The sequence below is a fragment of the Nocardia sp. NPDC049220 genome, from assembly GCF_040647855.1.
Taxonomy (GTDB): domain Bacteria; phylum Actinomycetota; class Actinomycetes; order Mycobacteriales; family Mycobacteriaceae; genus Nocardia.
This window is the reverse complement of sequence record NZ_JBEZDA010000001.1, coordinates 1,406,691-1,432,277: the sequence shown is the minus strand read 5'-3', so window position 1 is coordinate 1,432,277 and position 25,587 is coordinate 1,406,691. Positions and strand designations below refer to the sequence as shown.

Sequence of the window (25,587 nt, the reverse complement as noted above, 5' to 3'; positions counted from 1 at the left end):
ACGGCAGATCTTTCCCGAGTCACCTCGGCTGACGGCTACTCGGACCCATGACGACCCGCTCCTGAGGATCACGTTCGGCCAGGTAGTCGCTCTACCACTGGACGGCGAACTCGTTCTTCGGATGCTGATCGAGCGCCGAAGAGGCTGACCCCGCAACGAGATCAGCCATCGGTAGCAGTTGTGAGCCGGACGAATCGATGTGGACAGCGTCGTCGATCGCACGCCGCTTCGCCAACGCGAGACCGCGACGAGTCGTTCGGCACGAACTGTCGCTGCCGTCACCGTCCATGAAGATCAGGCCCAACGAGTCGCGGTCTGCCAGTTGAACCTCGAAGCGCGCAACGAGATCGGCGTAGAGGTCGCTTTTGGTTGACGCTGACTCCTTCGGCTTTCCGCTGCGGTACACCGACCCGACGAGCAGCCCCTCGGTGCATCGAAGCATCTCCAGGCAATCGCCCGCCACCTCCCGACCGAAGTCCTTCCAGTACTCATGGCTATCGTGAATATGCCGCGCCTGGATGCTCTTCGGGATCCGGCCACGGCCGTTCACGTACTCGGTGGCGTGGAGTTCCTTGGTGCCTGGTACCCCGAACTCCCGCCAGAGCGCTGTGCGGGTATCGAGCCAGACTCGCAGTACCGATCGCCAATAGTCGACGCGCGGGATGGTTCGTTGTCGAGTAGAACACATGGTCTACCTTCGTCATCTTGACCATCACCGCCGCCACGTCCCCGTCGAAGGTGAGTTCTTCGCCCACGCGAGGCAAGGTGGATCCGTTGCCGACGAAACCGACGTCGTCGGCTGCCCTTCCCATCCTGGGAATCTGAATGGAGAGGTCGCGCCGGCCCTGGAGTCCTAGACCTGTGATGGTCATGGGTATGAAGCCGTGCGGCGGCATTCTCGCGGGGAACGGGTAGGCGGGAGTTACGTGCGGCGTCCGTCCGATTCACCGACCGACGCGCACCTCGAGGCCCGAGCGCTCCATGCTGACCCCACCCACTGGGATCTACCGACAGACCGGCTGACACCGCCGTGGTGCCGTCGCACGCTCGCACCCGGGCCCGCCGACTGCCCCGCCGTAGTCGTGCTTCCCGTCCAACTGCTGACTGCGAGACGGATCTCAGGGCGCGTTTTTCGAGCGTGGCACACGAGATGCCCAGCAGCCGCGCCACTGAACCACCAACCACACCAGCTCATCCGCTCGGGTGCGCAAGAAGCAAGCCCGGTAGAGCTGTCCGTCGGTTATGGCCGGCTGAACCGTTACCGCCCGCGGGCCGGGCTACTGACACCGCAGGAGTCGTGAATGAACTCGGCGGGTGCGGGCGAAAACATGGGACACCCACTGCGCGTCGCGGAGTGGACCGAGCCGATCCCGCAGCGCGGTAGGCCGATCGCTCTTGCAGGCTCGACCGGGCCGATCGAGCAAGGCTGGAGAGGGCTGACTGCTCAGCCCCTCCAGGCCCTGCGGACCAACCGGTATGAAGCGGACAAACACTCGATAGCCGCGGCCGTGGCCGACCCCGGAAAAGCAAGAAACCCGCGCCACCGGCGCGGGTTTCGTTGTTGGTCAGCTCCTAGATGGCGCGGACGCTCTGAGCCTGCGGGCCCTTCTGACCCTGCCCGATCTCGAACTCGACACGCTGTCCCTCGTCGAGGGACTTGAACCCGGAGCCGGAAATCTCGGAGTAGTGGACGAAAACATCGGGACCGCCATCGTCTTGCGCGATGAACCCGAAGCCCTTTTCGCCGTTAAACCACTTCACACTGCCTTGCGACATACTTTTGATTTACTTCCTGTTGCGAGCCGAGCGATCATTTCAACAACCCGTGCTCACCTGTCAGCATGCCACAGACCCGGCCACCCCACCCAGAGAGTGAGGCAACGCACGCCGGGCCCCCCACCTCACAGATGCCCGCTCTTCAGCAATCCCAGGCCCGGCCGACAATCACCGGGCGACCCGGCCGGGGGTTGCCCGACCAGCGGCAAGGCGCACTCACCCGCCATTCGCGGTGAGGTCGGACATGTACTTGTACAGCGCGGTCCGCGACACCCCGAGCAGCCGTGCGATCGAGGACACGGACTCGTCGGGCGTCCGACTGCGTTGATTTCCCTACCCGAGCATCGCTCGATTCTGGCTGAAGTGACGAAGACTTGCCTTGCTCTGGGGCCCGGCGCCGCGAGATGTGTACTGAATCCTCGGTTTCGGGACACCGAGTAGGTGCTGAGAACCAGGATGAGTACGGCAAGATATCCGCATGTCCCATCAGAAGGGGCAGGCGCCAATCAGATCGGTGGCCCGCCCGCCGACGTGGTCCAGCTGCTGGACTGGTTCCGTCGTGATGACGCCCTGCGTGGGCAAGTTCAGCTTCGTACCCCCTGCCTCGACATGGGCCGGATGGGCAGGCTCGCCGACGTAGTGATGGTCACCCTTGGCGCCGGGCTCGGCGACCCGGTGATCACGCATTGTGAGCTACCTCGTCGACCGACTGCGACTCGAGGCACGGCGGGAACGGAGTTCGCCAAACGGGCAGTATTCTCCCGAGGAGCGGTCTCGCACTCGCCCGGACGGACGTCCTGCGGACAGTGCGGGCAATTCGACGGTGTGACCCGATGAAGGTGGGGCGATGGATCGACCGGACGTGAGCGGACGACCCGGCTACGAGCGGGTGGATTCCCGGTTCACCAGACCGCGTCGGCCGCAGGCGGGCGACGAGGGGTACCAGGGTGAGTGGTCCACGTGGGTCGACCGGCCGCCGGGCGCACCACAGCCGACGTTCGAGCCCGAATTCGTTTCCTACCAGGACGAATTCGACGGACTGATCGATCGCTCCCGTCCACAGCGTGCAAAACGCCGATGGGCGCCGCCACTGCTCGGGACGCTCGGCTCGGCCGCACTCGCCTTCGCCACCGTCACCCACTTCTGGGGCGGCGGCGCCGACCAGCAGGCCGACGGATCCGTACCGACCCAGGCGAACGCGACTACGGCAACGCCCGCCACCCAATGCGCCGCCGAACGGGTCGGCAACCGGATCCAAGGCAACGGCGTGGGCGGCTTCGACTCCGGACCTGCCGCGATTTTCGCTTTTCAGCACGCCTACTACGTCGCTCGCTCCGGCGGGCAAGCCCGCGCTGCCGCCACCGCGACCGCCGCCGTCCCCACCGCCGACGCCATCCAACAAGGCATCGACTCGATCCCCGCCGGTACAACCCACTGTCTGGCGATCACCCCCGGCGCCTTCGCGGGCCAATACGTCGTCGTCATCACCGAACATCGTCCCGGCCACGACCCGCTCGCCTACAACCCGCAGATCGTCACCACGACCACAGACGGCAACCGCACCTTGATCAGTGCCATCAGCCGCGGTTGAGCCGCGACCGCACGAACTTCGGCCGAGTACGGTGCGGACGCACCGCTGCTCACGGGGCGGAATAGAGCCTGTGGCACCGTCACTCAGTTGTTGCGCGCGTTCTCCGCGGCCACGACCACGTGACGCATCAGCAGGGCTGTCGTCACGGGGCCGACTCCGCCCGGGACCGGGCTGAGTCCCGCGGCCTTGCCGCGCACCGAGTCTGCGTCGACATCGCCGACGATCTTGCCATCGGGCGCCTCGTTGGTGCCCACATCGATGACCACCGCGCCGTCACGGACGTGTTCACCGGACACCAGGCCGATCCGGCCCGCCGCGGCGACCACGATGTCGGCGGCAGCGGTGACAGCAGCCAGGTCCGCGGTGCGCGAATGGCACACCGTCACGGTGGCGTCCTCGGCGAGCAGCAACTGCGCGAGCGGTTTTCCGACGATATTCGAGCGGCCGACGACCGCGACATGGCGGCCGGAGAGTGGGATTTCGTGCTGTTTCAGCAGCTCGACCACAGCCTCGGAGGTGGCGGGGACGAAACCATCGAGTCCGGCGGCAAGCAGACCGAGCGACAGCGGGCTCACCCCGTCGACGTCCTTGCTCGCGACGATCGCGGAGCTCACGTCGTCGAGGGTGATGCCCGCAGGAAGTGGGGTCTGCAGCATGATCGCGTCGGTGGCAGCATCCGCCCCGCGCGCGGCGAGCTCGGCGCGGATCGCATCGGCGCTCGCATCCGCTCCGAGATCGACAGTATCGCAGGCGATTCCAAGTCGCTCGGCGGCCTTACGCAGCGAGTTGACGTACCAGGCGCTAGCCGGGTCGTCGTTCGCCACGACCAGGGCCAGGCGCGGCGCGGCGCGGCTGTCGCCGAGCGCGGCGGCGCGGGCCTTGGTATCGGCATTGATAGCGGCGGCGAGTTCCTTGCCAGACAGCGAAACGGTATCCACGTTGACACACCCTAGCCCGGCCGCCGCGACGGGGTGTGCGCGCGCCCTCTCCATCTTGCCGATGGGTCCGCACGCCGGAAACTCGGCTGCGTAACCCGCCCAGCAATCACCCGAAATCGGTGATGACCACAGTATCGTCATCGTTGTTTGCCCACGGCTAACTGCCAGCGCGTGCCAACCCGTTGATCGGCGGAAGGTGTCGACTGTAGTGAAGATCTCGAGGCATTGGAAACTTCTCGTCGCGACCTCGTTCGCGGCATTCTCTCTCACCGCTCTGGCCGGTGTTCCCGCGTACGCCGCGCCGAACACCGACGTCCTCCTGAACTCCGCCCTGCGCAACTTCACCAACGGTGACGACGCCGCGGGCCGTGCCGACCTGCGAACCCTGATCGGCGCCGACCCCGGTCACGCCGAAGCGCTCGCCCTGCAGGCGATCTGGTCCGACTACGCAGGCGACCTGCCCGCACTCGCCGACGCCCTCGCGCGGCTCAACGTCGTCGATCCGGCCATGGCGCGGGGCACCCACAACGTCCTCGGCGCTGTCCGCGCCGCGGTCGGCACCCTGCCGAATCCACTGCCCGCGCTGGTCGGGCCGCAGACCGGCATCGTCGTCCTCGGCTACGGCCTGCTCCCGGACGGATCGCTGCGCCCCGAACTGGAGAACCGGCTCACTGCCGCCTGGCTGCAATCGATCGCCGCTCCGCTCTCGCCCATCGTCGTCACCGGCGGCAACCCGCAGAACGGCATCACCGAGGCCGAAGCGATGCGTCACTGGCTGGTCGCCCATGGCGTGCCGCAGTCGCGGATCAGTGTGGAATCCCGCGCCGGATCGACCGTGCAGAACGCCGTGTTCAGCACCAGGATGCTGCGCGACGTGGGTGCCACGAGCGCGGTCGTGGTCACCTCGCCCAACCATATCCGGCGCGCCGTCGCCGATTTCATCGTCGCCGGCACCCATGTCGTGGGCGCGATGACCTCGCTCGAACAGCTGGTCTCCCAACTACCGCCGCCTGCCAAGCAGGCCCAACATGGCATCTACCTCGACGCCACGCGCACCTTCCAGCTCAGCACCGCATACTGACCGACCGGGGATCCGCACCCGCCCGAGCACCTTGGCGGGCACGGATCCCCGCCGTCGGGCGCGCTCCGAAAACTGGTGGCCAATCACGCGACCGCACGGCAGGATGTGCCAGTGATGTCAGCGCGAAGTACCGATGTGGTCGCTCAACTGCGCTCGGCGGGCTGCGTGTTCGCAGAAGACGAGGCGCGGCTGCTGATCGCCGCCGCCGCGGAGACCGGCACCCCGCTGGAGGTGCTGATCGCCCAGCGCGTTTCCGGGACCCCGCTGGAGCATCTGCTCGGTTGGGCCGAATTCCATGGGCTCCGGGTCATGGTGGCCCCCGGTGTCTTCGTGCCGCGGCAACGGACCACGTTTCTCGTCGACGAGGCGGCCGACCTGATCCGCTCGAGGACCGGCCACCCGGTGGTCGTCGACCTGTGTTGCGGGTCAGGCGCATTGGGGCTGGCACTGATGACGATTCTCAGGGACGAGTCCCGCCAGGTGACGTTGGCCGCCGCCGATATCGATCCGGTCGCGGTCGACTGTGCTCGCCGCAATCTCACCCCGCTCGGCGCCCCGGTCTACGAGGGCGATCTCTTCGAAGCCCTGCCGGTGGACCTGCGCGGATGCATCGACATCCTGCTGTGCAACACCCCCTATGTTCCCTCTGCGGGGATCGCGCAGATGCCGCCGGAAGCCCGCGATCACGAACCGCGCACCGCCCTCGACGGCGGATCCGACGGCCTGGACATCTTCCGCCGCGTGGCCGACGCCGCCGCATCCTGGCTCGCCCCCGGCGGCCACCTGCTGATCGAAACCAGCGAAGCGCAGGGGCCCGCGGCGATATCGGTTCTGGCCGAGCGCGGACTCGCGGGCCGCGTCGTCCAGTCCGACGACTACTTCGCCACCGTCGTGATCGGCACCCGCGACTAGGCCACGGTTGTGCGGCGCCGCTTCACCCCCACCGACACCACGGCTGGGGGTAGTGCCGGGCACGAGCGTGCGACCTCGAGCATCCACTCCGTGCTCTCGACATCCAGGTATCCCAGCGCTGCCCGACCACACGCGCACCCGAGCCGGCCGGCGAAGACGCTGCGCTTGCCAGGGATCTTCCCGGGCCGACCGCCACACCTTCCTGACGCCCCTGAGCCGCGCGAATCAGCGCGGCACCGGGCTGATCGGACGATTCTCGACGATCCGCTGCTCGACACGTTGGATCAAGGCGTGCACCCGCGGGTCGCGCGCGAGCCGACTGTCCAGCACCACGTTGATCGCGCCACGGAACAGGGCATAGGGCTCCCACTGCGGCGGCGCGATAGTGCGCGGCGCGCGGCGCGCGATGCCCTGCGCGATGGATTCCGCCGCGTCGCGCGCAGTGATCCGCAGATTCAGCGGCCAGGGCAGCAGCGCGCCCAGGTCGGCGCCGAGTTCGTCCTGGTCGAGCGTGCCGTGCGTCATCGCGGTCTCGACGATGCCGAAATACGCGACCCCCGCGGTAGCACCGACCGCGGCCAGTTCGACGCGCAGCGCCCGCCCGAATTGCTCCACCGCGGCTTTGCTCACCATGTAGGGCGAACCCCCCATACCTGGCGCGAACGCCGCGGCCGAGGAGACCACCACGACATGTCCCTTGGCGGTGATCACGTCATCCAGTGCCGGATGCACGGTATTGAACACGCCGGTCACGTTGATTCCGATGACCCGGTCGAAATCGGCGGGGTTCATCGTCCGGATCGTCGCCGGCTCGGGCACCACGCCCGCGTTGGCCACGACCACGTCGATCCGGCCGAAGCGCTGACGCACCCTGGACATCGCTTCGCGCATACCGATTCGATCGGACACGTCCGCGCGCACGACAAGCGCACGCTCCCCCATCGAGCGGCCCACCGCCGCGGCGGCGGCCTCATCGATATCGATCAAGGCCACCGAAGCACCGGTGGCGTAGAGCTTTTCGGCAAGCGCACGCCCGATTCCGGTACCCGCGCCGGTGATCACGACTACACGATCTCGGACGTCCAATAGTTCCATGTCCGATTGAGCGGGCAGGAGCAGCAGGTCGCGCAGTACGCCGAGGACCATGATGCTCACCGTACCCGCACCTCGTAGGACTCCGGATCGAATCGGCTTGTCCGCCGCCGGTATTCGAAACTCCAGTTCGGATACAGCCCGGCGTTGCCGCCGTCGGCGGTCTGGTAATAGCTACGGCACCCGCCGGTGAGCCAGGCGGTGTCACGACTGCGTTCGGCCACCTCGTTCAGGAAAGTCCGCTGGACCTCTTCGCGCACGTCGATCCGGCGGATATTCCGCGCACGCATGGTGCGCACAGCATCGACGATATAGCGCACCTGGGCCTCGATCATATAGATCGCGGACTGATTGCCCGCTGCCCCGAACGGCCCGAGCGTGCAGAAAAAGTTCGGAAACCCCGCGAGCGTCGCACCGAGGTAGCTGCTCGGTCGTTGCCGGTAACGATCCCCGATCGATCGTCCGTCAGTGCCGTACACGCGGTCGAAAATCGCGGGGGGCACGCCGAATCCGGTGCCATAGATGATTGTGTCCACCTCGTACTCGGTACCGTCGGTGGTGACGATCGAGTGGGCGCGGATCTCCTGAATGCCGGCGGTGACCACGTCGACGTTGGGCTTGGTCAGGGCCGGGTAGTAGGCGTCGGAGAAGATCGCGCGCTTGCAGCCGATCACATAGTCGGGGGTGAGCTTGCGGCGTAGCGTCGGGTCACGAACCTGGCGTAGCAGCTGGAGTTTCGCCAGCGCTTCATAGGGGTGTCGGAAACGCTTGTCTACGAATCCGACCAGGCCGAAACCTTCGATGCCCGTGTAGTAGAGACCGCGAATCGCCTTGCCGAGCATCGGGATACGGCGCAGCAGCGCTCGTTCGGCGGCCAGCGTGCGCCGATCCAGCCGCGAAACGATCCACGGCGCCGAACGCTGGAACACGGTCAGACGTTTCACCGTCGGCTGGATCTCCGGAATGAACTGCACTGCCGAAGCGCCGGTGCCGATCACCGCGACCCGGTCGCCGGTCAGATCGTGTTCGTGATCCCAGTGCAGCGAATGGAACTGCGCCCCTTCGAACGTCTCCGCACCGGGTAGCTGCGGGATCTGCGCCTCACTGAACGGTCCCACCGCCGACACCACCACATCGGCGGTCAGTTCGCCGCGGGTGGTGGTTATCCGCCACCGACTTCCCGTGTCGTCCCATCGGGCCGACAACAGCTCGGTGCCGAAACGCATGTGCCGCACGACATCGTGGTGTCGTGCCACCGACTGGAGATAAGCCAGGATCTCCGGTTGGGTGCCATAGGTGCGCGACCAGTTCGGGTTGGGCGCGAACGAGTACGAGTACAGCTGCGACGGCACGTCGCAGGCGCAGCCGGGGTAGGTGTTCGCCCGCCAGGTCCCGCCGAGATCGGCGGCGCGCTCCAGCACCGCGAAATCGTCGATTCCCGCGTCGCGCAGCGACACCGCGAGCCCCACCCCGGCGATCCCCGCCCCGATCACCAGGATCGGGACGTGTTCCGGATCCGCTGCCACCATCATGTCTTCCTCTCACCCACGGGCCCCGCTGCCCGCCGAACTCACAGATCCAGTTCTAGTTCGCCGCCGCACGCGCGGGATACACAGGTGAGCATCGAGTGCTCACGTTCGGTGGCGCGCAGCAGCCGGTCCCGGTGCTCCACCGCGCCCACGCGCACACCGACCTTGCAGGTGCCGCAGAAGCCCTGCTGACAGGAGTACGCAACGTCGGGCAGCACCCGACGGATAGCTGTCAGGGCGGATTCGTCGGCCGCGACTTCCACGTCGAATCCGCTGCGGTGCAGCCGGATACGGAACGGCTCGCCACGACGCACGGGCAAAGGCGAGAATCGCTCGGTGTGCAGCGAGACCGTCGGGTCGTGCACGGCGAGCACCGTGCGCGCAGCCTCGGCCAGCGGAGGCGGGCCGCAGACGTACACCGCGGCGCCGGTCGGCGTCTGCTCGAAGATCATCCGGGGGTCCGGGTGGCCGAACTCGTCGTCCGGGCGCACCACCACATCACCGCCGGTGAACTGGGCGAGTTCGTAGAGAAAGGGCATTCGCGCCCTGGTGCGGCCCAGATACATCAGCCGCCACGGCACTCCGGCACGCTCGGCCGCGGCGACCATGGGCAGGATCGGCGTGATCCCGATACCGCCCGCGACGAACACATAGCACGATGCTTCGACGAACGGGAAGGCGTTGCGCGGCCCGCGCACGCGCAGGCGATCACCCACCCGAAGTCGGCGATGGATCTCCACGGATCCGCCCCCACCGCCGACGATGAGGCGCACCGCGATCCGGTAGGACCGGCGGTCGGCGGGGTCGCCGGTGAGTGAGTACTGCCGCTGGCGACCGGAGGGCAGGAAGACGTCGAGATGTGCGCCAGGCGTCCAGGCCGGGAGCATCGCGCCGTCCGGATCGCGCAATCGCAGACTGACCACCCGGTCGGCCTCCTGTTCGATTTGCTCGACGACAACCTCGTAGTCGTAGCCGGAGTGCCGCACCGGATGCGGTCGCGAAAGCAACTGCGCGGTATCACCTTCGACGAAGATCCGCTTGTACACGTCGACCGCCGAGCCGATCAATCGCAGCGCGGCCCCGGGCTGAAACTGCCCGCCGATGGCCGTCATGCGCCCGCCGCCCGTGCCGCAGGCGATTGCGCGAGGTAACGCAGCGCATTGTCTTTCGTGCCGAGTTGTGACGGGTGGAAGCCCGGCCGCAGGTAGCGCGGAATCTCCGTGAGAAAGGTGGTGAAGCTGGGCACCACCCCGCGGGCCGACGCGCTGGCCAACTGTAGCGGCCATAACCGCCCCTTGTTCCTGGACGGATCCTTGTGGAACAGGTAGCCGCCCGAGATGACGAACAGCGCGAGCAAGCCGGAACTGGCGATCAGCGCCTGGCGCGCCCTCCGCGCATAGCCGCCGTCGACGTACATGTAAGCGTCGTAGACCACACTGCGGTGTTCGACCTCTTCGGCGCCGTGCCAGCGGATCAGATCGAGCATCGCCGGATGCATGCCCTTGGCTTCCAGCTTGTCGTTGGTCAGCAGCCATTCGCCGATCACGGCGGTGTAGTGCTCCATTCCGGCGAACAGCGCCAGCCGCTCGCACAGCCACTCGTGCTTGGCCCGGCCCGACAACCCGTGGTCGCCGAGCAGCCGGTCGATCAGCCACGCGACGCGCTCGACCATCGGACCGACGTCGAGACCGAGTCGCTCCAACTGCTGGCGCGCTTTCTCGTGCGAACTCGCGTGCATGGACTCCTGGCCGATGAAGCCACGGACCTCCTCGCGTAGCCGCTCGTCCTCGATCAGGGGTAGCGCCTCGGCCAGCGCCTGCGCCATCGCGCGCTCGCCTTCCGGTAGCACCAGGTGCATGACATCGATGATGTGCGTGGCCATCGCTTCACCGGGGATGTAATGCATCGGCACCGTGGCGAAGTCGAAGTCCACCGCGCGCGCGTTGATCGCGTGTGTCTGGTCGGTATAAGCGGCAGATCTCATATCGCACCCCTCATCTTTGATCAGCGTTCTCGCAATCTATTGGTGACATCAACTGCTGTCAACATCACATGATGTCAATTCGGTTGCTATGAGAGGATGACGCCATGGTCGAAGCGGACGGGTCGATTCCGGGTATGCGTCGCTGGCGCGGACGCTCTCCCGCCGACCGGGTAGCCGCGCGTCGGGAACAGTTGATCGACGCGTGCACAGAGTTGATGGCTACCGTCGGTGCCGCCGAGACCTCGATGCGCGGCGTGTGCAGACAGGCGGGGCTGACCGAGCGCTACTTCTACGAGAGCTTTTCCAACCTGGACGCCTTGCTGACCACCGTGCTGGACACCGTCGTCCTCGGCGCGCGCGACCAACTGCTCGCAGAACTGCCCGGCGCGCCGGCCGAACGAGGCGCGATGTTCCGCCACATGGTGGGAGTCTTCACCGACTATCTGCTGGCGGACCGCCGCCGCGGCCGGATCATGTTCGTGGAATCACAGGCCACGCCGGTGCTGATGCCGCGCGCAGGCGAACTCATCGGTTTGTTCACCGGGCCGATCGCCATGATCGTCGGCGCGGGCGACTATGCCGACCCGCCACCAGACGACTTCGACAACGCGCTCAACGCCAGCGCTATCTTCGGCGCGCTGGCCTACCTCTACCGCCCCTGGCTGGACGGCGCAATCGCGATTCCGCGCGAACGTTTCGACGAGCACGCCGCGCATGTCATCGAACGGATCGCCACGGCGCGCTCGACGGCCCACACCGAGGCCTAGTTGTTCGTCCATACCGGAACGGACCGCGGCGCCCGCGACCAACGCACGGCGCGAACGCCGAGGGCCTCGGCCCGCGACTTCGTCGTCGCCTATCGCGCTGTGCCTCGGCGCTCCACAGGCGCATCGGGTCGCCGCGTACATGAGTAGTAGGCCCGCTGCGGCGCCCGTGTCGTTGCGGTGGGCTCGCGGAGACCGCTAGTACTGTCGGCCCGATGCGACTCGTGTCGAGTTTCGGTGCGGTGCTGTTGACCTGTGCGCTTGTCCCGTTGCCCGGAATATCCGCGGTAGCGGTCGCGCAGGACGAGGAGACGGACGGAGACGACTGGTCGGCAGTCTCGGAGACGTTCGAGCCCGAGAACTTCCGCGCCGCCCCGTATCTGGGCAATGGGCGCATCGGCGCGATGATTCCACCGAGCGGCGGCGGATATCACGATTACGGCACCTTGGTGCGCACCTCGTTCCCGCTGCTGGAACCGCGTTACACCGGAACATATCTCGCCGGCTTCTATGCCAGGCAGTCCGGGTCGTTGAACAACACCGAGGTGATCGCCGCGCTCCCCGCGTGGTCGGGCTTGACCCTCGACGTCGCGGGCCGGACCTACCAGGCCGACGTCGACCCGGCCACGCTCACGCAGTACCGCCAGCGCCTGAACTACCGCGATGCCACCGCAACCACCGAGGCCACCTGGGCGCCCGACGCGGAACACCGACTGGATCTGACCTACCGGACCTTCGTGTCCCGGGCGCAACCGAACCTCGCGGTCCAGCAGCTCTCCATCACCCCGCGCTTCTCGGGACCGCTGACGGTCACCGATCTGATCGACGGCGCCGCGGCGCGTCGAGTCACCGCTACGACGGCGGACGCCGACCCGGACCGGAAACAGATCACGGTTGGCATGCGCGCCGACGGCACCGACAGCGCCGCCTTCCTCGTATCCACGGTCACCACCCCCGATGAGCTGAATGGCATCGCGCTACCCGCGAACGGACTCACGGCCGGTACACGATTCGACGGCACTGTCGCGGCGGGCCGCAGCTACACGGTCACCAAGTACGTGGGAATCGCCTCGAACGCGGATGGTGCGGACCCGCGCGCGATCGCCACCGAGATCTCCGACTCCGGTGCGGCACATGGTTTCGCCGCGACGCACGCCGAGCACGCCGCGGCCTGGGATCGCCTGTGGGAGCCCGCTATCGAGATCCCCGGCCGCGACGACTATCGGGACTGGATCCGGCCCGCACTGTATTCGGTACTGTCCAGCGTCCGGGCCGGACAGCGCTGGTCCGTGCAGCCCGCCGGGTTGTCCTCGGACGACTATGGCGGCCTGACCTATTGGGACGCCGAGACCTGGATCTTCCCCACCCTGCTCGCGCTCTATCCCGAATTGGCCCGCACCGTAGTCGATTTCCGCGTCGCGGCGCTACCGCAAGCCGAGGCGAACGCACGCGCCTACGGACTGGCCGGCGCGCTGTATCCCTGGAACGACGGACCGACACAGCGGTGCGCGTCACCGGGGGTCTGCGGACTGGTCCAGGAACATCTGGGGAATGAAATCGTGCTCGCGCAATGGCAGTACTACTCGGCCACCGGCGACGAGCAATGGTTGCGCGACAGCGGCGCTCCGGTGATCACCGCCATCGCGAACTACCAGGTCGCACGAATCGGCCCGAAGCTGCCAGACGGCCGCTACCACTACGCGCCCGCGGCGGGCGCTGACGAATACGTCACGTTTTCGGTGGACAGCGCACTCACCAACGCCGGAGTGATGGCGACGATGCGCACCGCGATGTCGGCCGCCCGGCTGGCCGGACTGCCCGAGAATCCACGGTGGGCCGATATCGCCGCCAACATGGCGATGCCGCCGGATATCGTGCCCGGGGTGCCCGCCGAGTATCTCGGGTATCAGGGGGCGAAGATCAAGCAGGCCGACACGGTGCTGATCAGTTACCCGTATTCCTATACGGCTCCGGGCTATTCGCCCGAGGCGACCCTGGTGTACTACTTCGATCGCACCGATCCCGACGGCCCCAATATGAGCAACAGTGTCGGCGCCATCCTCAGCGCGAAGTACGACCCCTGCCGCACCCAGCAGTTTCTGGACCAGTCGGTGCAGCCATATGTCCGGCCGCCGTATCGGTTCCAGTCCGAGGCACGTGGCGAGCGGTCGGGTGCCAACACGGTCGGTCAACCGGCGTGGATCTTCGTCACGGGCGCGGGCGGATTCCTTCAGGGTTTGCTCTACGGTCCGAGCGGGCTTCGGTGGACCGAGACGGGTCCCCGGCTGGACCCGATGCTGCCCAGCGGGTTTCCCAACGGTATGACGGTGCGCGACCTCGCGGTACGCGATAGCAAACTGACCTTGCGGATTCGACCCGAAGGCACGACGGTCGAGGTCACCGCGGGTGATCCGGTTAGTGTCGAGACTCCCGGTGGCCCGACGACCATCCGCCCGGGGGTACCGCTGACGCTGCCGACCAGGAGCGCTTGCCCGTGACACCCGCAGGGGTGCGCGGCGCTATCGTGCCAGGAAGTGCCAGCCGAGCCATGCCCAAACCAGTACGGCGGCAATTCTCGCCGCTCGGGTCCGGGTCAGGTAGGCCATCGTCTCCCCCAGCGACGCGACCAGTTCTCGACGCGCGCGGGCGAACACGACGACGCCGAGTCCAGCCAGCAGCATCAACACAAACCCGACGATGACGACAGCACGATCACTCATCGCGACACCAGCCACCAGCCGATCCCCAGCCACACCAGCCATCCGACGAACCGCACCGGCCAGTATTCGAGTGCCGGATCCAGCAGCGTGGACAATGTGGGGTGTTCGACGCTGCGTTGTGTCCAATCTGGTTGTCGCACGAACGCATACGCCTCCCACGCCGTCGCTGCGACGATGAGCGCCGACCAGACGGACACGCCGCGGCGCAGTCGGGCCGTGCGCGGCGTGTGCTGGGGTGTCACACGCCACGCCAGCACCAGGATCGCGATCACCGGAACCGCCACCAACACGTTCGCCGACCAGGAGAACGATCGGGTCGCGGCCCCGCCCGCCGCCACCAGGACACTGATGACCACCACCAAGCGCCACTGGAATCGACGTGCCCGTTGCGCCGGCTCCCCTGTCACATTCGCAGGATAAAACACCACGCGGCCGGATCGGACCAGGTGCCATCAGCAATTTCGACTATCGGGTGCGGCGGATTCCTGGCACACGGGCGGAGACGCCGTTCGATAGCTGTCCGGCGACGACGGTTCGTACCGGTCCAGCGCATATCCGCTGCCGCGCATCGACAACAAGCTTGGCAGCGCCCTCGATGGTCGACCTCCCTTCCGAGGCCCACCCGGTTGCTCCAAGCTGTCTAGTACAGGAAAATTTCGTACATCGCCGACCGAATTGCTGACATTACACGGACTAAACCGCCACTCTGAAAGTTTGCGGAAAGATTGCGGTAGAGAATGGGTTGCCATCATGTGCCGTTGTGGTGGTCCGCGATGTGAAGGAGCGCTCGTGATAGGTGTGGCGACGGTGAACGGGCTGATATGGGTTGTGGGTTCGGTGGCATTGCGGGCCGGCACCTCGGCAGCGGAGACGGCTGTGGGCGCGGCGCAGGTATTGATGGGCCCGGTTGTCACCGTGGGTCGTGATGTGGTCGGTGTGGTGGCGAGCGCCCGCGGCGCCGGGGGCGGGCCATCGGTCGCGTGGTCGAAGGGGCGTCGCTTGCACCTCGATCTGGGTTCGGCGTTGCCGTTGTCGATGTGGGCGCAACACGCCGCGGTGGTGGAGGCGGCGGTGGCCGCGGTGCCGGGAGTAGCTGCGGTGCATGTGGAGAACGCCCTAGGTCGACTGGTGGTCGACCGCGCGGAGCACGTCCGAGTGGAGGAGATCTGGTCGCCTGTTCGTCGGGTCGCCGCCGAGGCCGCGGACACCGACGTCACGGTGCAACCGCGGTCGCGGCCGGTCGCCGACCCCGGCGATCGGTTGGCACTATTGGTTCCGCTGGTGGCGGGCGCGATGGATGTGGCGGCGGTCGTGGGGTCGGTCGCGGGTGTGCTGGCGCGAGTGCCCGCTGTGCCCCAAGCCGCCCGCGCCGCGGCCGCAGTGATCAATCATCAGCCGCGCGTGGTGGCCATGCTCGAGGAACACCTGGGTAGGGTGGCCACCGACTTCCTGCTCAACACCGCGACGGCGGCCACCCATGGGCTCGGTCACGCACCGGGATCGCCGCTGCTGGATTTCACGCAACGGGTCGCCCAGGTGTCCGAAGCGTTGGCGCACCGACGGACGTGGGCACTGCGCGAGCCGGTCCTTGCCGTCCCCACGCGGCCGCAGGCCCCGATGGCGCCGATCCGCTCGTCCGTGGTCTCCGACGCCGATGCGCCACGACACAGTTGGGCGACTGCGGCGGCGGGTGAGATCTCCCATGTCGTGGTCGACGCCGCGGTCGATGTCGCCGTCGACGCGGCGAAGGCGGCCGTCGGCGGTATGGTCGAAGACTACGCAGACCAGGCCGCGAACGGTTCGCTGGTGGCCGCGGCGGGAGCCCTGCTCGCCGGCGGACGTGCGCAGGACGTGGCCGAGGCCGTGCTCGCCGGAGTGCCGAAGGCCGCACATCTGGGACGGGAAGCGTTCGCCGCGGCGTTGGGTCGCGGCCTGGCCCGCGCCGGACTGTTGGTCCTGGATCCAAGCGCGCTGCGCCGGCTCGATCGGGTGCGCGTCGTAGTCATAGACGGTGCGGCATTGCGTGGAGACGCGCGCACGGTGCTACGCGCCCGCACGACCACGGCACGCTGGGACGACGACCGCGTCTACCAGGTCGCCGACGCTCTGCTCCATGGCGAGAGAGCCCCAGAGTCCGACCGGGACGAACAGCTCGCCACCGGCGCACGGCTGCGGTGGCACAACCGTCAGGGCTCATCCGGCGCACCAGCGCAGGGGATCGAGGATGCGGACCTCATGGTCGGCGGGCAACTCGTCGGCACGGTCGCGGTGGGGTGGGAACTCGACCCGTACGCGGTCGCGTTGATGCAGACCGCGCAGCGAACCGGGACACGGGTGGTGTTGCGTCACGTCGCCGGGACGGACGAACTCGCCGCCGGGGTGACAGCCAGCTATCCGGCGGGCACCGCGCTGCTCGAGGTCGTACGCAGGCTGCGCACCGATCGCGGCCCGGTCATGCTGATCACCGCCTTGCATCCCGACTTCGCCTCGGCCGACACTTTGGCGGCCCTCGCCGTCGCCGATGTCGGTGTCGCCCTCGATGATCCGAAGGCCGCCGCACCGTGGACCGCGGACATCATCACCGAGACCGACCTGAATGCCGCAGTGCGGGTCTTGTCGGCCCTGCCCGCAGCCCGCCGAGCCAGTGCGGCAGCGGTGCGTTTGGCGAAAGCCGGCAGCACCTTGGCTGGTCTGCTTCTGGTGACCGGAGAGACCGGCAGTCGACGCCGGATGGGGTTGGGCCGCTGGCTCAGTCCAGTCAACGCGGCTGGCGCCGCCGCTCTGCTCTCCGGGACGCTCACCGCGCGGTCGGTGCTGCGTCGACCTGATCCGGACCCACAACCGTTGACGGCGTGGCACGCGCTCGACCCCGAGATCGTCTACCAGCGCCTCACCGGTGGGCGGCAGCCGCTGGCGGCGCCCGCCCCGGCTACCCCGGCCTGGCGTCGGCGGCTCGACGACCTGTCCGACAGTGCGCTGCTGGCCCCGCTGCGGGGGCCGGCGCGTGATTTTGCCCGGTTGGCAGCCGCGACTCGTAGCGAGTTGAGTGACCCGCTGACCCCCGTGTTGGCGGTCGGCGCAGCGGCATCGGCGATTCTGGGCAGCAGCGTCGATGCGCTGCTGGTGACCGGGGTGATGGCGGGAAACGCCCTGGTCGGAGGTGGGCAGCGGGTGCGGGCAGACAACGCGGCCGCGGAGTTGTTCGCCGAGCAGCGCCAGGTCGCCCGCCGCGTCGTGATACCGGTGATCGCCAATACGCGGCGCCGGCTGGCCTTCGCCCGCACTGCCGAACCCACCGTGACGGTGCCCGCCACTCGGCTACGCCCAGGTGACGTCATCGACCTACGCGCCCCGGAAGTGGTTCCCGCCGATGCTCGGTTGCTGGTGGCCACCGACCTCGAGGTCGACGAGTCGTCCCTGACCGGCGAGTCGGTGCCGGTCGACAAACAGGTAGAGCCGGTCCCCGTCACCGATCCGGCCGACCGATCGAGCATGATCTTCGAGGGCTCGACCATCATCGCGGGCAGCGCCCGGGCGATCGTCGTGGCGACCGGTACCAGCACCGCAGCCCACCGCGCGATCTCGTCCGTAGCGCAGGTCGCAGCGCCCGCCGGGGTGGCAGCCCGATTGCGCGAACTCACCGCGACCGTACTGCCGCTGACCCTCGTCGGCGGCGGCGTGGTGACCGGCCTTTCCCTACTCCGACGCCGCCCGCTGCGCGATGCCGTCGCGGATGGGGTCGCGATCGCCGTGGCCGCGGTCCCGGAGGGGCTTCCGCTCGTGGCGACCGTCGGCCAGCTCGCCGCGGCTAGACGCTTGTCCGGACGAGGTGTGCTGGTGCGTACCCCTCGCACCCTCGAGGCCCTGGGCCGCATCGATACAGTGTGCTTCGACAAGACCGGGACCCTGACCGAGAACCGTCTGCGCGTCGTCGCGGCCGCTACCGCGCATCAGGACCCGAACGATCCCGTCCAGAGTCTGGACGCCCCGGACATCGTGGCCGTCTTGCAGGCAGCAGGCCGCACCTGCCCATGTCCGGGTACCGACCAGGGACATGCCCATGCGACCGACGAAGCGATTCTCACCGCGGTCGCCGCGGTACCCGCCGCTGCGGCGAACTGGGATGTGATGGCAGCGATGCCTTTCGAATCCGGACGCGGTTACGCGGCTGCTGTCGGAGTGCCGCAACCGAACGGGACCGGAACACCACGGCAGTTGCTGGTGGTCAAAGGCGCCCCCGAGGTGGTCTTGGCCCGCTGCCGGTTCGTGCACCAGAGCGTGGACCGAGACCGGGCCGAAGCCCTCGTGCACGGCCTTGCCGAGCAGGGCCTGCGGGTGCTGGCGGTCGCCCACCGTGTCGCGGAAGCCGATCTGGCCGACGACACGGACACCGACGTGGTCGACGACGCCGCGTCGGAACTGGAGTTGCTCGGATTCCTCGGTCTGGCCGACACGCCACGGCCGTCGGCGCGTCCGCTGCTCGAGCAACTCCTCGCCGCCGACCACAAAGTCGCGCTGATCACCGGCGACCATCCGGTCACGGCCCGTGCCATCGCCCACCGGCTCGGCTTCGCCGACGATATCCGGGTCGTCACCGGAGCCGAACTCGCTGCCCTCGACGAGGACTCCCGGGCCGAGTTGGTCGCCGGCGCACAGGTATTCGCCCGGGTCAGCCCGGAGCAGAAGGTGCAAGTGGTCTCCGCCCTGCAACACGCCGGCGGGGTCATCGCGATGGTCGGCGACGGCGCAAACGACGCCGCCGCGATCCGGATGGCCGATGTCGGGATCGGGGTCACCAGCCGCGGTTCTTCCGCAGCGCGAGGCGCCGCGGACCTGGTACTGACCGACGATGACCTCACGGTGCTACTCGACGCCCTCGTGGAGGGCCGGAACATGTGGGGCAGCGTGCGTGACGCGCTGGTGATGCTGCTCGGCGGTAATGCCGGCGAAGTCGCCTTCACCATCCTCGGCACCGCGTTCGGTGGCCGCGCACCGATCGGTACCCGGCAACTGCTGCTGGTCAATCTGCTCACCGATATGTTTCCCGCCCTCGCCGTCGCGGTGACCCCGCAGCGTCGGTCCCCCGAGGAAGCGGCCGCTGTCACCGACGAGGAACTCGACGCCGCACACCGCGCCCACCGGCACGCCGTGCTCACCGAGGCGGTCCCCTCCCTGGACCGCCCTCTGGTGCAGGCCATCATCAACCGGGGCGCCGTCACCGCCACCGCCGCGACCATCGCCTGGCTGATCGGCTGCTGGACCCCAGGGACCCGACGCCGGTCCACAACCATGGGCCTGACAGCGCTGGTCGGCACCCAACTGGCGCAAACACTGCTCACCCGCCACCGCAGTCCGCTGGTCATCGCTACCGCCGTCGGCAGCGCTGTCGTCTTGGTCGGCATCGTCCAGACGCCGGGCATCAGCCATTTCTTCGGCTGCACGCCCCTGGGGCCGGTGGCCTGGAGCGGAGTGATCGCCGCCACCACGACCACCGTCGTAGCCTCGGTGTTCCTCCCTCGGTGGCTGACCGAATAGCCGCCCCTCGCAGTCTGCCGGACGCGAAACCTTGCCCGGTTCCACTCTGCAGAGCGATTATTGAGTGCTCGGCGCGAACATTGCGCCGAGCATGAAGGCTCGGTCAGGAGCCCGACAGCGTCATAATCGCCGACGACCGCCGAGTGCGCGATGTGATGAACTCGCGACGCCAGCACCATGTGTGGCACCAGACGCCTGAGCAGGTGGCCTAATACTGCGACGGCACCTGTGTGGTGTGGCTAGTCTCCGACGAAAACCAGGTAGCTGCCGGGTGTCGTGGCGCAGTCGTTCAGGTAGGCGGCGAGGTCGCAGATCGCTTCGGCGTGAGAGTTGTCGGTGCAGCGGTCCAGAAGATCTGGGATCTCGCGGAGCGCAGCCGCGGCTTCTTGCTCGTTGAAAACCGTGTTGTTGTATGGGTCGACCGTCCAGAGCTTGCCTGAGGTGTTGGTGGGGAGTTCGGCGATCAACTTTGCCAGCGCGGCGCCGTGCTCATGGGACTGACGGACCAAAGTCGGCTTGCGCCTCGAACGTCGACCGGGCCACTGTGGGCGGCTGTTGTGCAATTGTAGGTCGATACCCATGGCCCGATTCTCTCCTACATGGTCTACGTGAGTGGATATCCTCGTCGCCGGTAGTGGCTGAGGCGGGCTTGATGTTGGCGTCGTCGTCGCCAGGTCGACCAGGCCCAGATGTGATCGGCGGCATGCAACGGGGTGAGCACGAACGCGACCAGCAAGCGGCGGATCTCCGGTAACGTGAGAGCGATCATGCCCTCGCCGCTGGCGTTGTTTCCCCTTTTGTAGCAAGGGTTTTCGACGCTGCCAGCCACGCTAGCGCGAGCATGGACAAGGTGATGTGGGCATACCAGGCACACCAGGTGCGGATCTGGTAGTGATCCAACCCGGCCTCCCCCTTGGCCTGCTGAAACGCCTCCTCCACATGCCAGCGGGACCCGGCGACCCACGCGAGATCGACCAGCCGGGAGCGGGCCGGGCCGTAGCAGACGTAGTAGGCGATTTCGGTCGGGTCGCTGATCGAGCGGCGAGCCAGCAGCCAGTGCCCACGCCCGCGCGCCCAGGTACCGTCGATCAGTCGCCGTATCCAGTCGTATTCGCGGGGCCCATGCGCGCCGGCGCCGACCGACATCCGCTGCCACTTGCCCGCGCCGAGTTCGGCGATCAGCTCGTCGGCGCGGGCAGTGCGGTCGGCGCGGGTGGTCAACAGGTGGTCACAGCGGGTGGCCATCACATACGACACGTCGTGGTCTTCCAGCCAGTCCCGCAGGTAGCCGGCCTGCCCATGCACCTCGTCGGCGGTGAACCACGCGAACGACACCTGTGCGGCCAGTGCCCGCTCGAGCATGGTGATCATCTGCCGCGCCTTGGTGGCGAACTCCACCTCGTCGCCGGTCCCGGCGTCGCGGCAACGCTCACGATCGTCGGTCCACGATTGCGGGATGTAGAGTTCCCGGTCGATCAGGGCGTGCCCGTGCTTCGACGCGTACGCCAGAAACACCCCGATCTGGCGGTTCTCGGTACGTCCGGCGGTGCCGGAGTACTGCCTTTGCACCCCAGCGGATTGGTGCCCTTCTTCAGAAATCCGGTCTCGTCGCCAACCAGAACACCTTCGGGATCGCCGAGATGTTCGACCACATAGTCACGCACATCGTCACGGACCGCATCGACATCCCAATCCGCCTTGCGCAGCAGCCGCTGCATCCCATCCGGGCAGCCCTCACCAGCACGTTCGGCAAGCGTCCACCCGTTCTTGCGTTCCAAGCCCGCCAACAGCCCCGTCACATACTCACACACCCGCGCCCGCGGTTCCGAACGCGCGAACCTGCCCGCGATCCGAGACATCAGCGAATCCAACTCGGCCACAAAATGATCCAACACCACACATCAGATCTACCAGCACAGACTCGCACAGGTGCCGTTGCAGTACTAACAGCTCTATCGAAGCCGGGTCGGTCCAATGCACGTCATCGAGGGCCAACACCATCGGCCTGCGCGACGCGAACTGATCGAACGTGGCGCGCGCGTGCGATGAAACTCGAAGCGCTCCACTTCCAATCGGCTCGCGAACTGCCTGCCGTCCGAACAACGACGGAACACCACAGCCAGTTCGGCCATCCGATCCGGACCCAAATCTACGACGATCCGGGAGTCGAGCGACCAGAACCTGTGATCGATGGCTTCGACAATCAGCCCGAAGGAAATCTCGCGTTCCATTCGCCGATCGCCGCCATCGAGCCTCCACAAGGTCACCATCTAGCGGATCGACCCAGCTAACAGCTGGGCATTCTCCTCGAGCCCAGATTGGCGGATTGTCTGGTTTATGAAGTCCTGGAACGGATCTGTGCGCATCCAATCGGTCATCTGCTTGTCTTCGCCGTACGTCGAAGCGCCGATTGCGATACGAGTCACCGCCGCCATGACGGTCTTGCCGGTGCGCGGTGTGCCAGGTGCCGACACCGCAGCCCGGGTCGGATATGCGAATCAGCATTCCGTGGGCAAAGAACCCCCACCGACACAGTCGACCTCCCGCGCGTAGCCGGACGGTAGGCGGCTGGTTTCCGGAACAAGGCCAGAGTTGTTCGCTTACGGACTTTTCGCACAGCGTCCAGGCCTGACCTGCGGACCCAACGCGCCGGCCTCGACCAGCGTTCCATCAGCCGTGGTTCGACGTACTCGGAGAATCGATGACTACAGCGATCGCACCACTTCGATTCGCTGCGAACAGACCCGGGCCGCAGTGGCCCTGCGTACGGCGCCGAAGTGACCGACCATTGTTCACGAGGCACTTGTCGACTCGAACCGACCGACAACATATTTTATGGCTGGATACCCGCGTCGACGAAACCTGTCCTGCCAAATGGACGGCCCACCGTAGGCATATCCCCCATTACCCCGACTGCGCCGCCGTGGAACCGTCGTGCCGTGCTCGGATTTCCTGCTGTCAATACTCGATTCAGCCCCGCGACCTCGGCTGATCAGGTTCGGCACCAACGCTTCGAGGACGTACTACACATCCGCACCCAACATCGGCGCCAGTTCGGTAACCGTCCACACACTGCGCAGCACAATCACTTACATCCACATCCGATGCGGTCCGAGTCGGATCATCGCAGCCCGGGCCGCATTTCAATGTTGCGGTTCGCACTGCCGTCGTGCGCTTGTGCCAACGGGTTCGGCGATCTTCGATGACGACAAGTATCGAATCGGGAGGTCGACGATCCCGGTCGGCGTCGGCGTTCTGGGATCCCGCGCGGTGGCGACCGCGGACGATGGCAAGACGGTGTGGTGACTGGGTCGATGCCACACCCCGGCGGCGCAGGATCGTGTGGTTTCTGATCGTCGTCGCTGTCCTGCTGGTGATCCCAGGCATCGCCGGGTCGGTCGCTACCGCACAGAACAACACGGTTGTGGCGGGACCGTCCGCGATCGACGGGCTCAGTTGGATGGAGATTCGGGATTCCTCGGGAGTCCCCTTGGCCAACTATATGTTCGTCACCGATCACGGCAACGTTCTGAACCCGTATAAGACGACGCTCGCATTGGTGCTCGGTGTGGAGTTCGCGGGATACATGGCGATCGTGGTGCTTGCGCTCTGGGTGATCAGCTATGCGCTGACGTTTCAATGGCTCGACGTCTTCGGCCGAGCATGGACCGGCGCCGCCGACCGGCTGGCCGATCAGGTGGCCACCCCCATGGTGTTGACGGTAGCGGCAGCGGTCGGCGCGTTCTTTGTCGCGTGGTTCGTGGTGCGTGGCCATCACGCCAAGGCGGCGATCCAGGTGACAACCATGGTAGGCGTGGCGGTACTCGGACCGACATATCTGGCGGATCCACTGGCCGAGGTACTTTCTTCGCATGGCCTTTTGGCCCAAGGCCGCGACGTCGGCGTCTCGATCGCCGCGGGACTCAACGGCGACGCCAACCCTAATCCCCGCACCGTGGTGTCGGGTATCCAGGGAACTCTCGCCGACAATTTCGTCCGGCGACCCTTGCAGGTATGGAATTTCGGTCATGTGGTGGATGAGTCGCCCCGTTGCCGCGCGGCCTGGTCGGCGACGGTCCGGACGGGTGACGATGCGCGCGTCGTGGAAGCGATGAAAGCCTGCGGCGACTCGTTCGCCTACGCCAAGGCCACCGATCCCGGTTTCGGCCAGGTCACCACGGGGCTGCTTCTGCTGATCTTCGGAACCATCGTCTTGCTCTTCGGAACCTACCTGGGTTGCAAGATCGTATGGAGCGCGTTGAACTCCATCTATCACGCCATCATGGCGATTCTCGGTTTCGCCGCGGGCGGATTCATCTACGGGCCCACACAGACATTCCTGGTCCGCAATATTGTCGATACTTGGATGTCCGCAGGGAGGATGGCTGGCTACACCGTGTTTCTCGGTGGTTACTGCCTTTTCCTGGGCGATATTTTTTATGCGGCCCGAAACCAGGTCATGACGGTATTCGTCCTCGCCGGGATAGTGATGCTCGGGGCTATCATCCAGCTGCGACGCCTGGCCGACAGCCTGTCCAGCGGCAACAACTGGGCGGCCAACCGAGTCGCCTCGGCCGTGCAGGGCCCGTCCGGATCCGGCGGTGGCGGCGGTAGTCCGGGGATGGGTTCGGGAGGTGCCAAAAACTCCCTCCCCGCCGCACTACTCTCCAACCTCGCCACAGTGAGCACCCTGAATTCGAGCCCGATAGTGAGTCTACTTATCGGGCGCAAATCACCTTTCGACCCCGACTCGCGGCTGAGGTACCGATCCGAGCTAGCAATGCTCAGGGACCGGGACCAACTCGGGGCCGCTGCCGCCTATGCAGGCAAACGAGGCGGCGGCATAGGCACTGTCCGAGGTGCCGCCGCTGCCGTTCACGGCGTGCTCGAAATGGGCGGAAGTCTCAATAATGCTGGCGCCGCCCTCGTCGCTGCCGGATTCACCGACAGAGATCAGGTTTACACAGCCATCCGGCTCCATGCGAGGGTCCTGCGAGACGCCGAGGACGAAACTCTTCTCTCCAAGCCCGTCGGCAGACTTGTCACGGCGTTGCGACTCGCCGAGACCGAGGGCCATTCGCCAGCCGGTCGCGCAGCACTCGAGGGGTTTGCGCTGAAGTTTCGAGAAGCCAACGGGGAAAAGGTCATTCCCGGCCTCACGGATGCGGAGCGGAACCGAGTCCACAGTTATATCGTGGATCCCACAATGGAAGAACTACACAAGATAAGAAAATCGGCGACCGAAGGAAAGGACGTTGAACTCGCAAGCGGCGGCCGCATGATGGCATATATCGGGACCGAACACGCGCGAAGATCTGCGGGGGCCGTTGAAAGTTTGATGCAGGCGCCGGCCGATCCCACCCGGTGGAGAGCGGTCCAAGCCGAGGTCAGCGCCGCCCAGTACACCGACCTCTGGGCGGCCGGCGTCAACAGGACCCCATGGAATGCGCCACCGCGACCCTGAAACCTATCCAGCCCGCTGATACCGCCACGGCAGAGACTCAACGGTCAGCCAGCAGACCTCGCACACCGCGTGACGACCTATGGCGCGCCGGACCGACGACTATCGGTATCTACCAGAAGATCCACCCATGGAGGCAAGCATCCGGCATGCGCTCCTGGGGCGATCGATGACCGCGCCTTCCCACCGGGTCGCCGATTGGGC

General features: G+C 66.8%; 19 protein-coding genes and 1 pseudogene. 8 read left to right on the top strand and 12 right to left on the bottom strand.

Annotated elements, in window-relative coordinates; translation table 11 throughout:
• Positions 1-91: 91 nt before the first annotated feature.
• The 3 genes from AB0C34_RS06355 to AB0C34_RS06345 all read right to left on the bottom strand — a co-directional run bounded on the left by AB0C34_RS06355 (position 92) and on the right by AB0C34_RS06345 (position 2,076).
• Complete coding sequence (locus AB0C34_RS06355; RefSeq protein ID WP_357067992.1) at positions 92-688, bottom strand: hypothetical protein; 597 nt, start codon at positions 686-688, stop codon at positions 92-94.
• A gap of 884 nt (positions 689-1,572) precedes the next feature.
• Entirely contained in the window at positions 1,573-1,776 is a 204-nt protein-coding gene (locus AB0C34_RS06350) for a cold-shock protein (protein ID WP_357067990.1), read from the bottom strand.
• A gap of 216 nt (positions 1,777-1,992) precedes the next feature.
• Positions 1,993-2,076, bottom strand: coding sequence for an HTH domain-containing protein (locus AB0C34_RS06345; RefSeq protein ID WP_357068538.1), 84 nt, complete (start codon positions 2,074-2,076; stop codon positions 1,993-1,995).
• A gap of 156 nt (positions 2,077-2,232) precedes the next feature.
• On the opposite strand from AB0C34_RS06345, the gene AB0C34_RS06340 reads away from it, so the two are divergent.
• Both AB0C34_RS06340 and AB0C34_RS06335 read left to right on the top strand, forming a co-directional pair.
• Complete coding sequence (locus tag AB0C34_RS06340; RefSeq protein WP_357067988.1) at positions 2,233-2,613, top strand: hypothetical protein; 381 nt, start codon at positions 2,233-2,235, stop codon at positions 2,611-2,613.
• 10 nt (positions 2,614-2,623) lie between these two features.
• On the top strand, positions 2,624-3,367 hold the full coding sequence (locus AB0C34_RS06335) for a hypothetical protein (RefSeq protein ID WP_357067986.1): 744 nt from the start codon (positions 2,624-2,626) through the stop codon (positions 3,365-3,367).
• A gap of 83 nt (positions 3,368-3,450) precedes the next feature.
• Here AB0C34_RS06335 and AB0C34_RS06330 read toward each other — a convergent pair whose 3' ends face one another.
• Positions 3,451-4,305, bottom strand: a complete 855-nt coding sequence (locus AB0C34_RS06330; RefSeq protein WP_357067984.1) for a bifunctional 5,10-methylenetetrahydrofolate dehydrogenase/5,10-methenyltetrahydrofolate cyclohydrolase — start codon at positions 4,303-4,305, stop codon at positions 3,451-3,453.
• Positions 4,306-4,513: 208 nt separating this feature from the next.
• Here AB0C34_RS06330 and AB0C34_RS06325 point away from each other — a divergent pair, with 208 nt between their 5' ends.
• The gene (locus AB0C34_RS06325; protein ID WP_357067982.1) at positions 4,514-5,386 is read left to right on the top strand and encodes a YdcF family protein; all 873 of its coding nucleotides are present in this window, start codon (positions 4,514-4,516) and stop codon (positions 5,384-5,386) included.
• Positions 5,387-5,500: 114 nt separating this feature from the next.
• Positions 5,501-6,298 (top strand): putative protein N(5)-glutamine methyltransferase, encoded by a 798-nt coding sequence (locus tag AB0C34_RS06320; protein ID WP_357067981.1) that lies wholly within the window; start codon positions 5,501-5,503, stop codon positions 6,296-6,298.
• A gap of 225 nt (positions 6,299-6,523) precedes the next feature.
• Here the strand turns inward: AB0C34_RS06320 and AB0C34_RS06315 are convergent, their stop codons facing one another.
• The 4 genes from AB0C34_RS06315 to AB0C34_RS06300 are packed head-to-tail and all read right to left on the bottom strand — an operon-like array spanning position 6,524 to position 10,903.
• Positions 6,524-7,444: a short-chain dehydrogenase/reductase gene (locus AB0C34_RS06315; RefSeq protein WP_357068536.1), complete on the bottom strand. Its 921-nt coding sequence runs from the start codon at positions 7,442-7,444 to the stop codon at positions 6,524-6,526.
• Between the two features lie 5 nt (positions 7,445-7,449).
• Positions 7,450-8,922 carry an NAD(P)/FAD-dependent oxidoreductase gene (locus tag AB0C34_RS06310; RefSeq protein WP_357067979.1) on the bottom strand — a complete coding sequence of 491 codons (1,473 nt, stop codon included), beginning with the start codon at positions 8,920-8,922 and terminating at the stop codon, positions 7,450-7,452.
• Positions 8,923-8,960: 38 nt separating this feature from the next.
• Positions 8,961-10,031, bottom strand: coding sequence for a PDR/VanB family oxidoreductase (locus AB0C34_RS06305; protein WP_357067977.1), 1,071 nt, complete (start codon positions 10,029-10,031; stop codon positions 8,961-8,963).
• The gene (locus tag AB0C34_RS06300; protein WP_357067975.1) at positions 10,028-10,903 is read right to left on the bottom strand and encodes a metal-dependent hydrolase; all 876 of its coding nucleotides are present in this window, start codon (positions 10,901-10,903) and stop codon (positions 10,028-10,030) included. Before AB0C34_RS06300 ends, AB0C34_RS06305 begins: the two co-directional genes overlap by 4 nt.
• A 104-nt stretch (positions 10,904-11,007) precedes the next feature.
• Between AB0C34_RS06300 and AB0C34_RS06295 the strand changes: the two genes are divergently transcribed.
• Positions 11,008-11,670, top strand: coding sequence for a TetR family transcriptional regulator (locus AB0C34_RS06295; protein ID WP_357067973.1), 663 nt, complete (start codon positions 11,008-11,010; stop codon positions 11,668-11,670).
• Positions 11,671-11,882: 212 nt separating this feature from the next.
• Complete coding sequence (locus AB0C34_RS06290; protein ID WP_357067972.1) at positions 11,883-14,165, top strand: glycosyl hydrolase family 65 protein; 2,283 nt, start codon at positions 11,883-11,885, stop codon at positions 14,163-14,165.
• Between the two features lie 21 nt (positions 14,166-14,186).
• Here the strand turns inward: AB0C34_RS06290 and AB0C34_RS06285 are convergent, their stop codons facing one another.
• Both AB0C34_RS06285 and AB0C34_RS06280 read right to left on the bottom strand, forming a co-directional pair.
• Complete coding sequence (locus AB0C34_RS06285; protein ID WP_357067970.1) at positions 14,187-14,387, bottom strand: DUF6186 family protein; 201 nt, start codon at positions 14,385-14,387, stop codon at positions 14,187-14,189.
• On the bottom strand, positions 14,384-14,794 hold the full coding sequence (locus AB0C34_RS06280) for a hypothetical protein (protein ID WP_357067968.1): 411 nt from the start codon (positions 14,792-14,794) through the stop codon (positions 14,384-14,386). The genes AB0C34_RS06285 and AB0C34_RS06280 overlap by 4 nt, the downstream gene beginning before the upstream one ends.
• A gap of 382 nt (positions 14,795-15,176) precedes the next feature.
• On the opposite strand from AB0C34_RS06280, the gene AB0C34_RS06275 reads away from it, so the two are divergent.
• Positions 15,177-19,922, top strand: coding sequence for a cation-translocating P-type ATPase (locus AB0C34_RS06275; protein WP_357067966.1), 4,746 nt, complete (start codon positions 15,177-15,179; stop codon positions 19,920-19,922).
• 239 nt (positions 19,923-20,161) lie between these two features.
• Here AB0C34_RS06275 and AB0C34_RS06270 read toward each other — a convergent pair whose 3' ends face one another.
• Together AB0C34_RS06270 and AB0C34_RS06265 are read right to left on the bottom strand one after the other, a co-directional pair.
• A complete protein-coding gene (locus tag AB0C34_RS06270; protein WP_357067964.1) occupies positions 20,162-20,503 on the bottom strand; it encodes a hypothetical protein in 342 nt (113 codons plus the stop codon).
• A 184-nt stretch (positions 20,504-20,687) separates the two neighbouring features.
• Positions 20,688-21,820, bottom strand: a pseudogene (locus tag AB0C34_RS06265) (IS701 family transposase).
• A gap of 1,388 nt (positions 21,821-23,208) precedes the next feature.
• On the opposite strand from AB0C34_RS06265, the gene AB0C34_RS06260 reads away from it, so the two are divergent.
• Positions 23,209-25,386 (top strand): hypothetical protein, encoded by a 2,178-nt coding sequence (locus AB0C34_RS06260; protein ID WP_357067962.1) that lies wholly within the window; start codon positions 23,209-23,211, stop codon positions 25,384-25,386.
• The last annotated feature ends 201 nt before the right edge of the window (positions 25,387-25,587 follow it).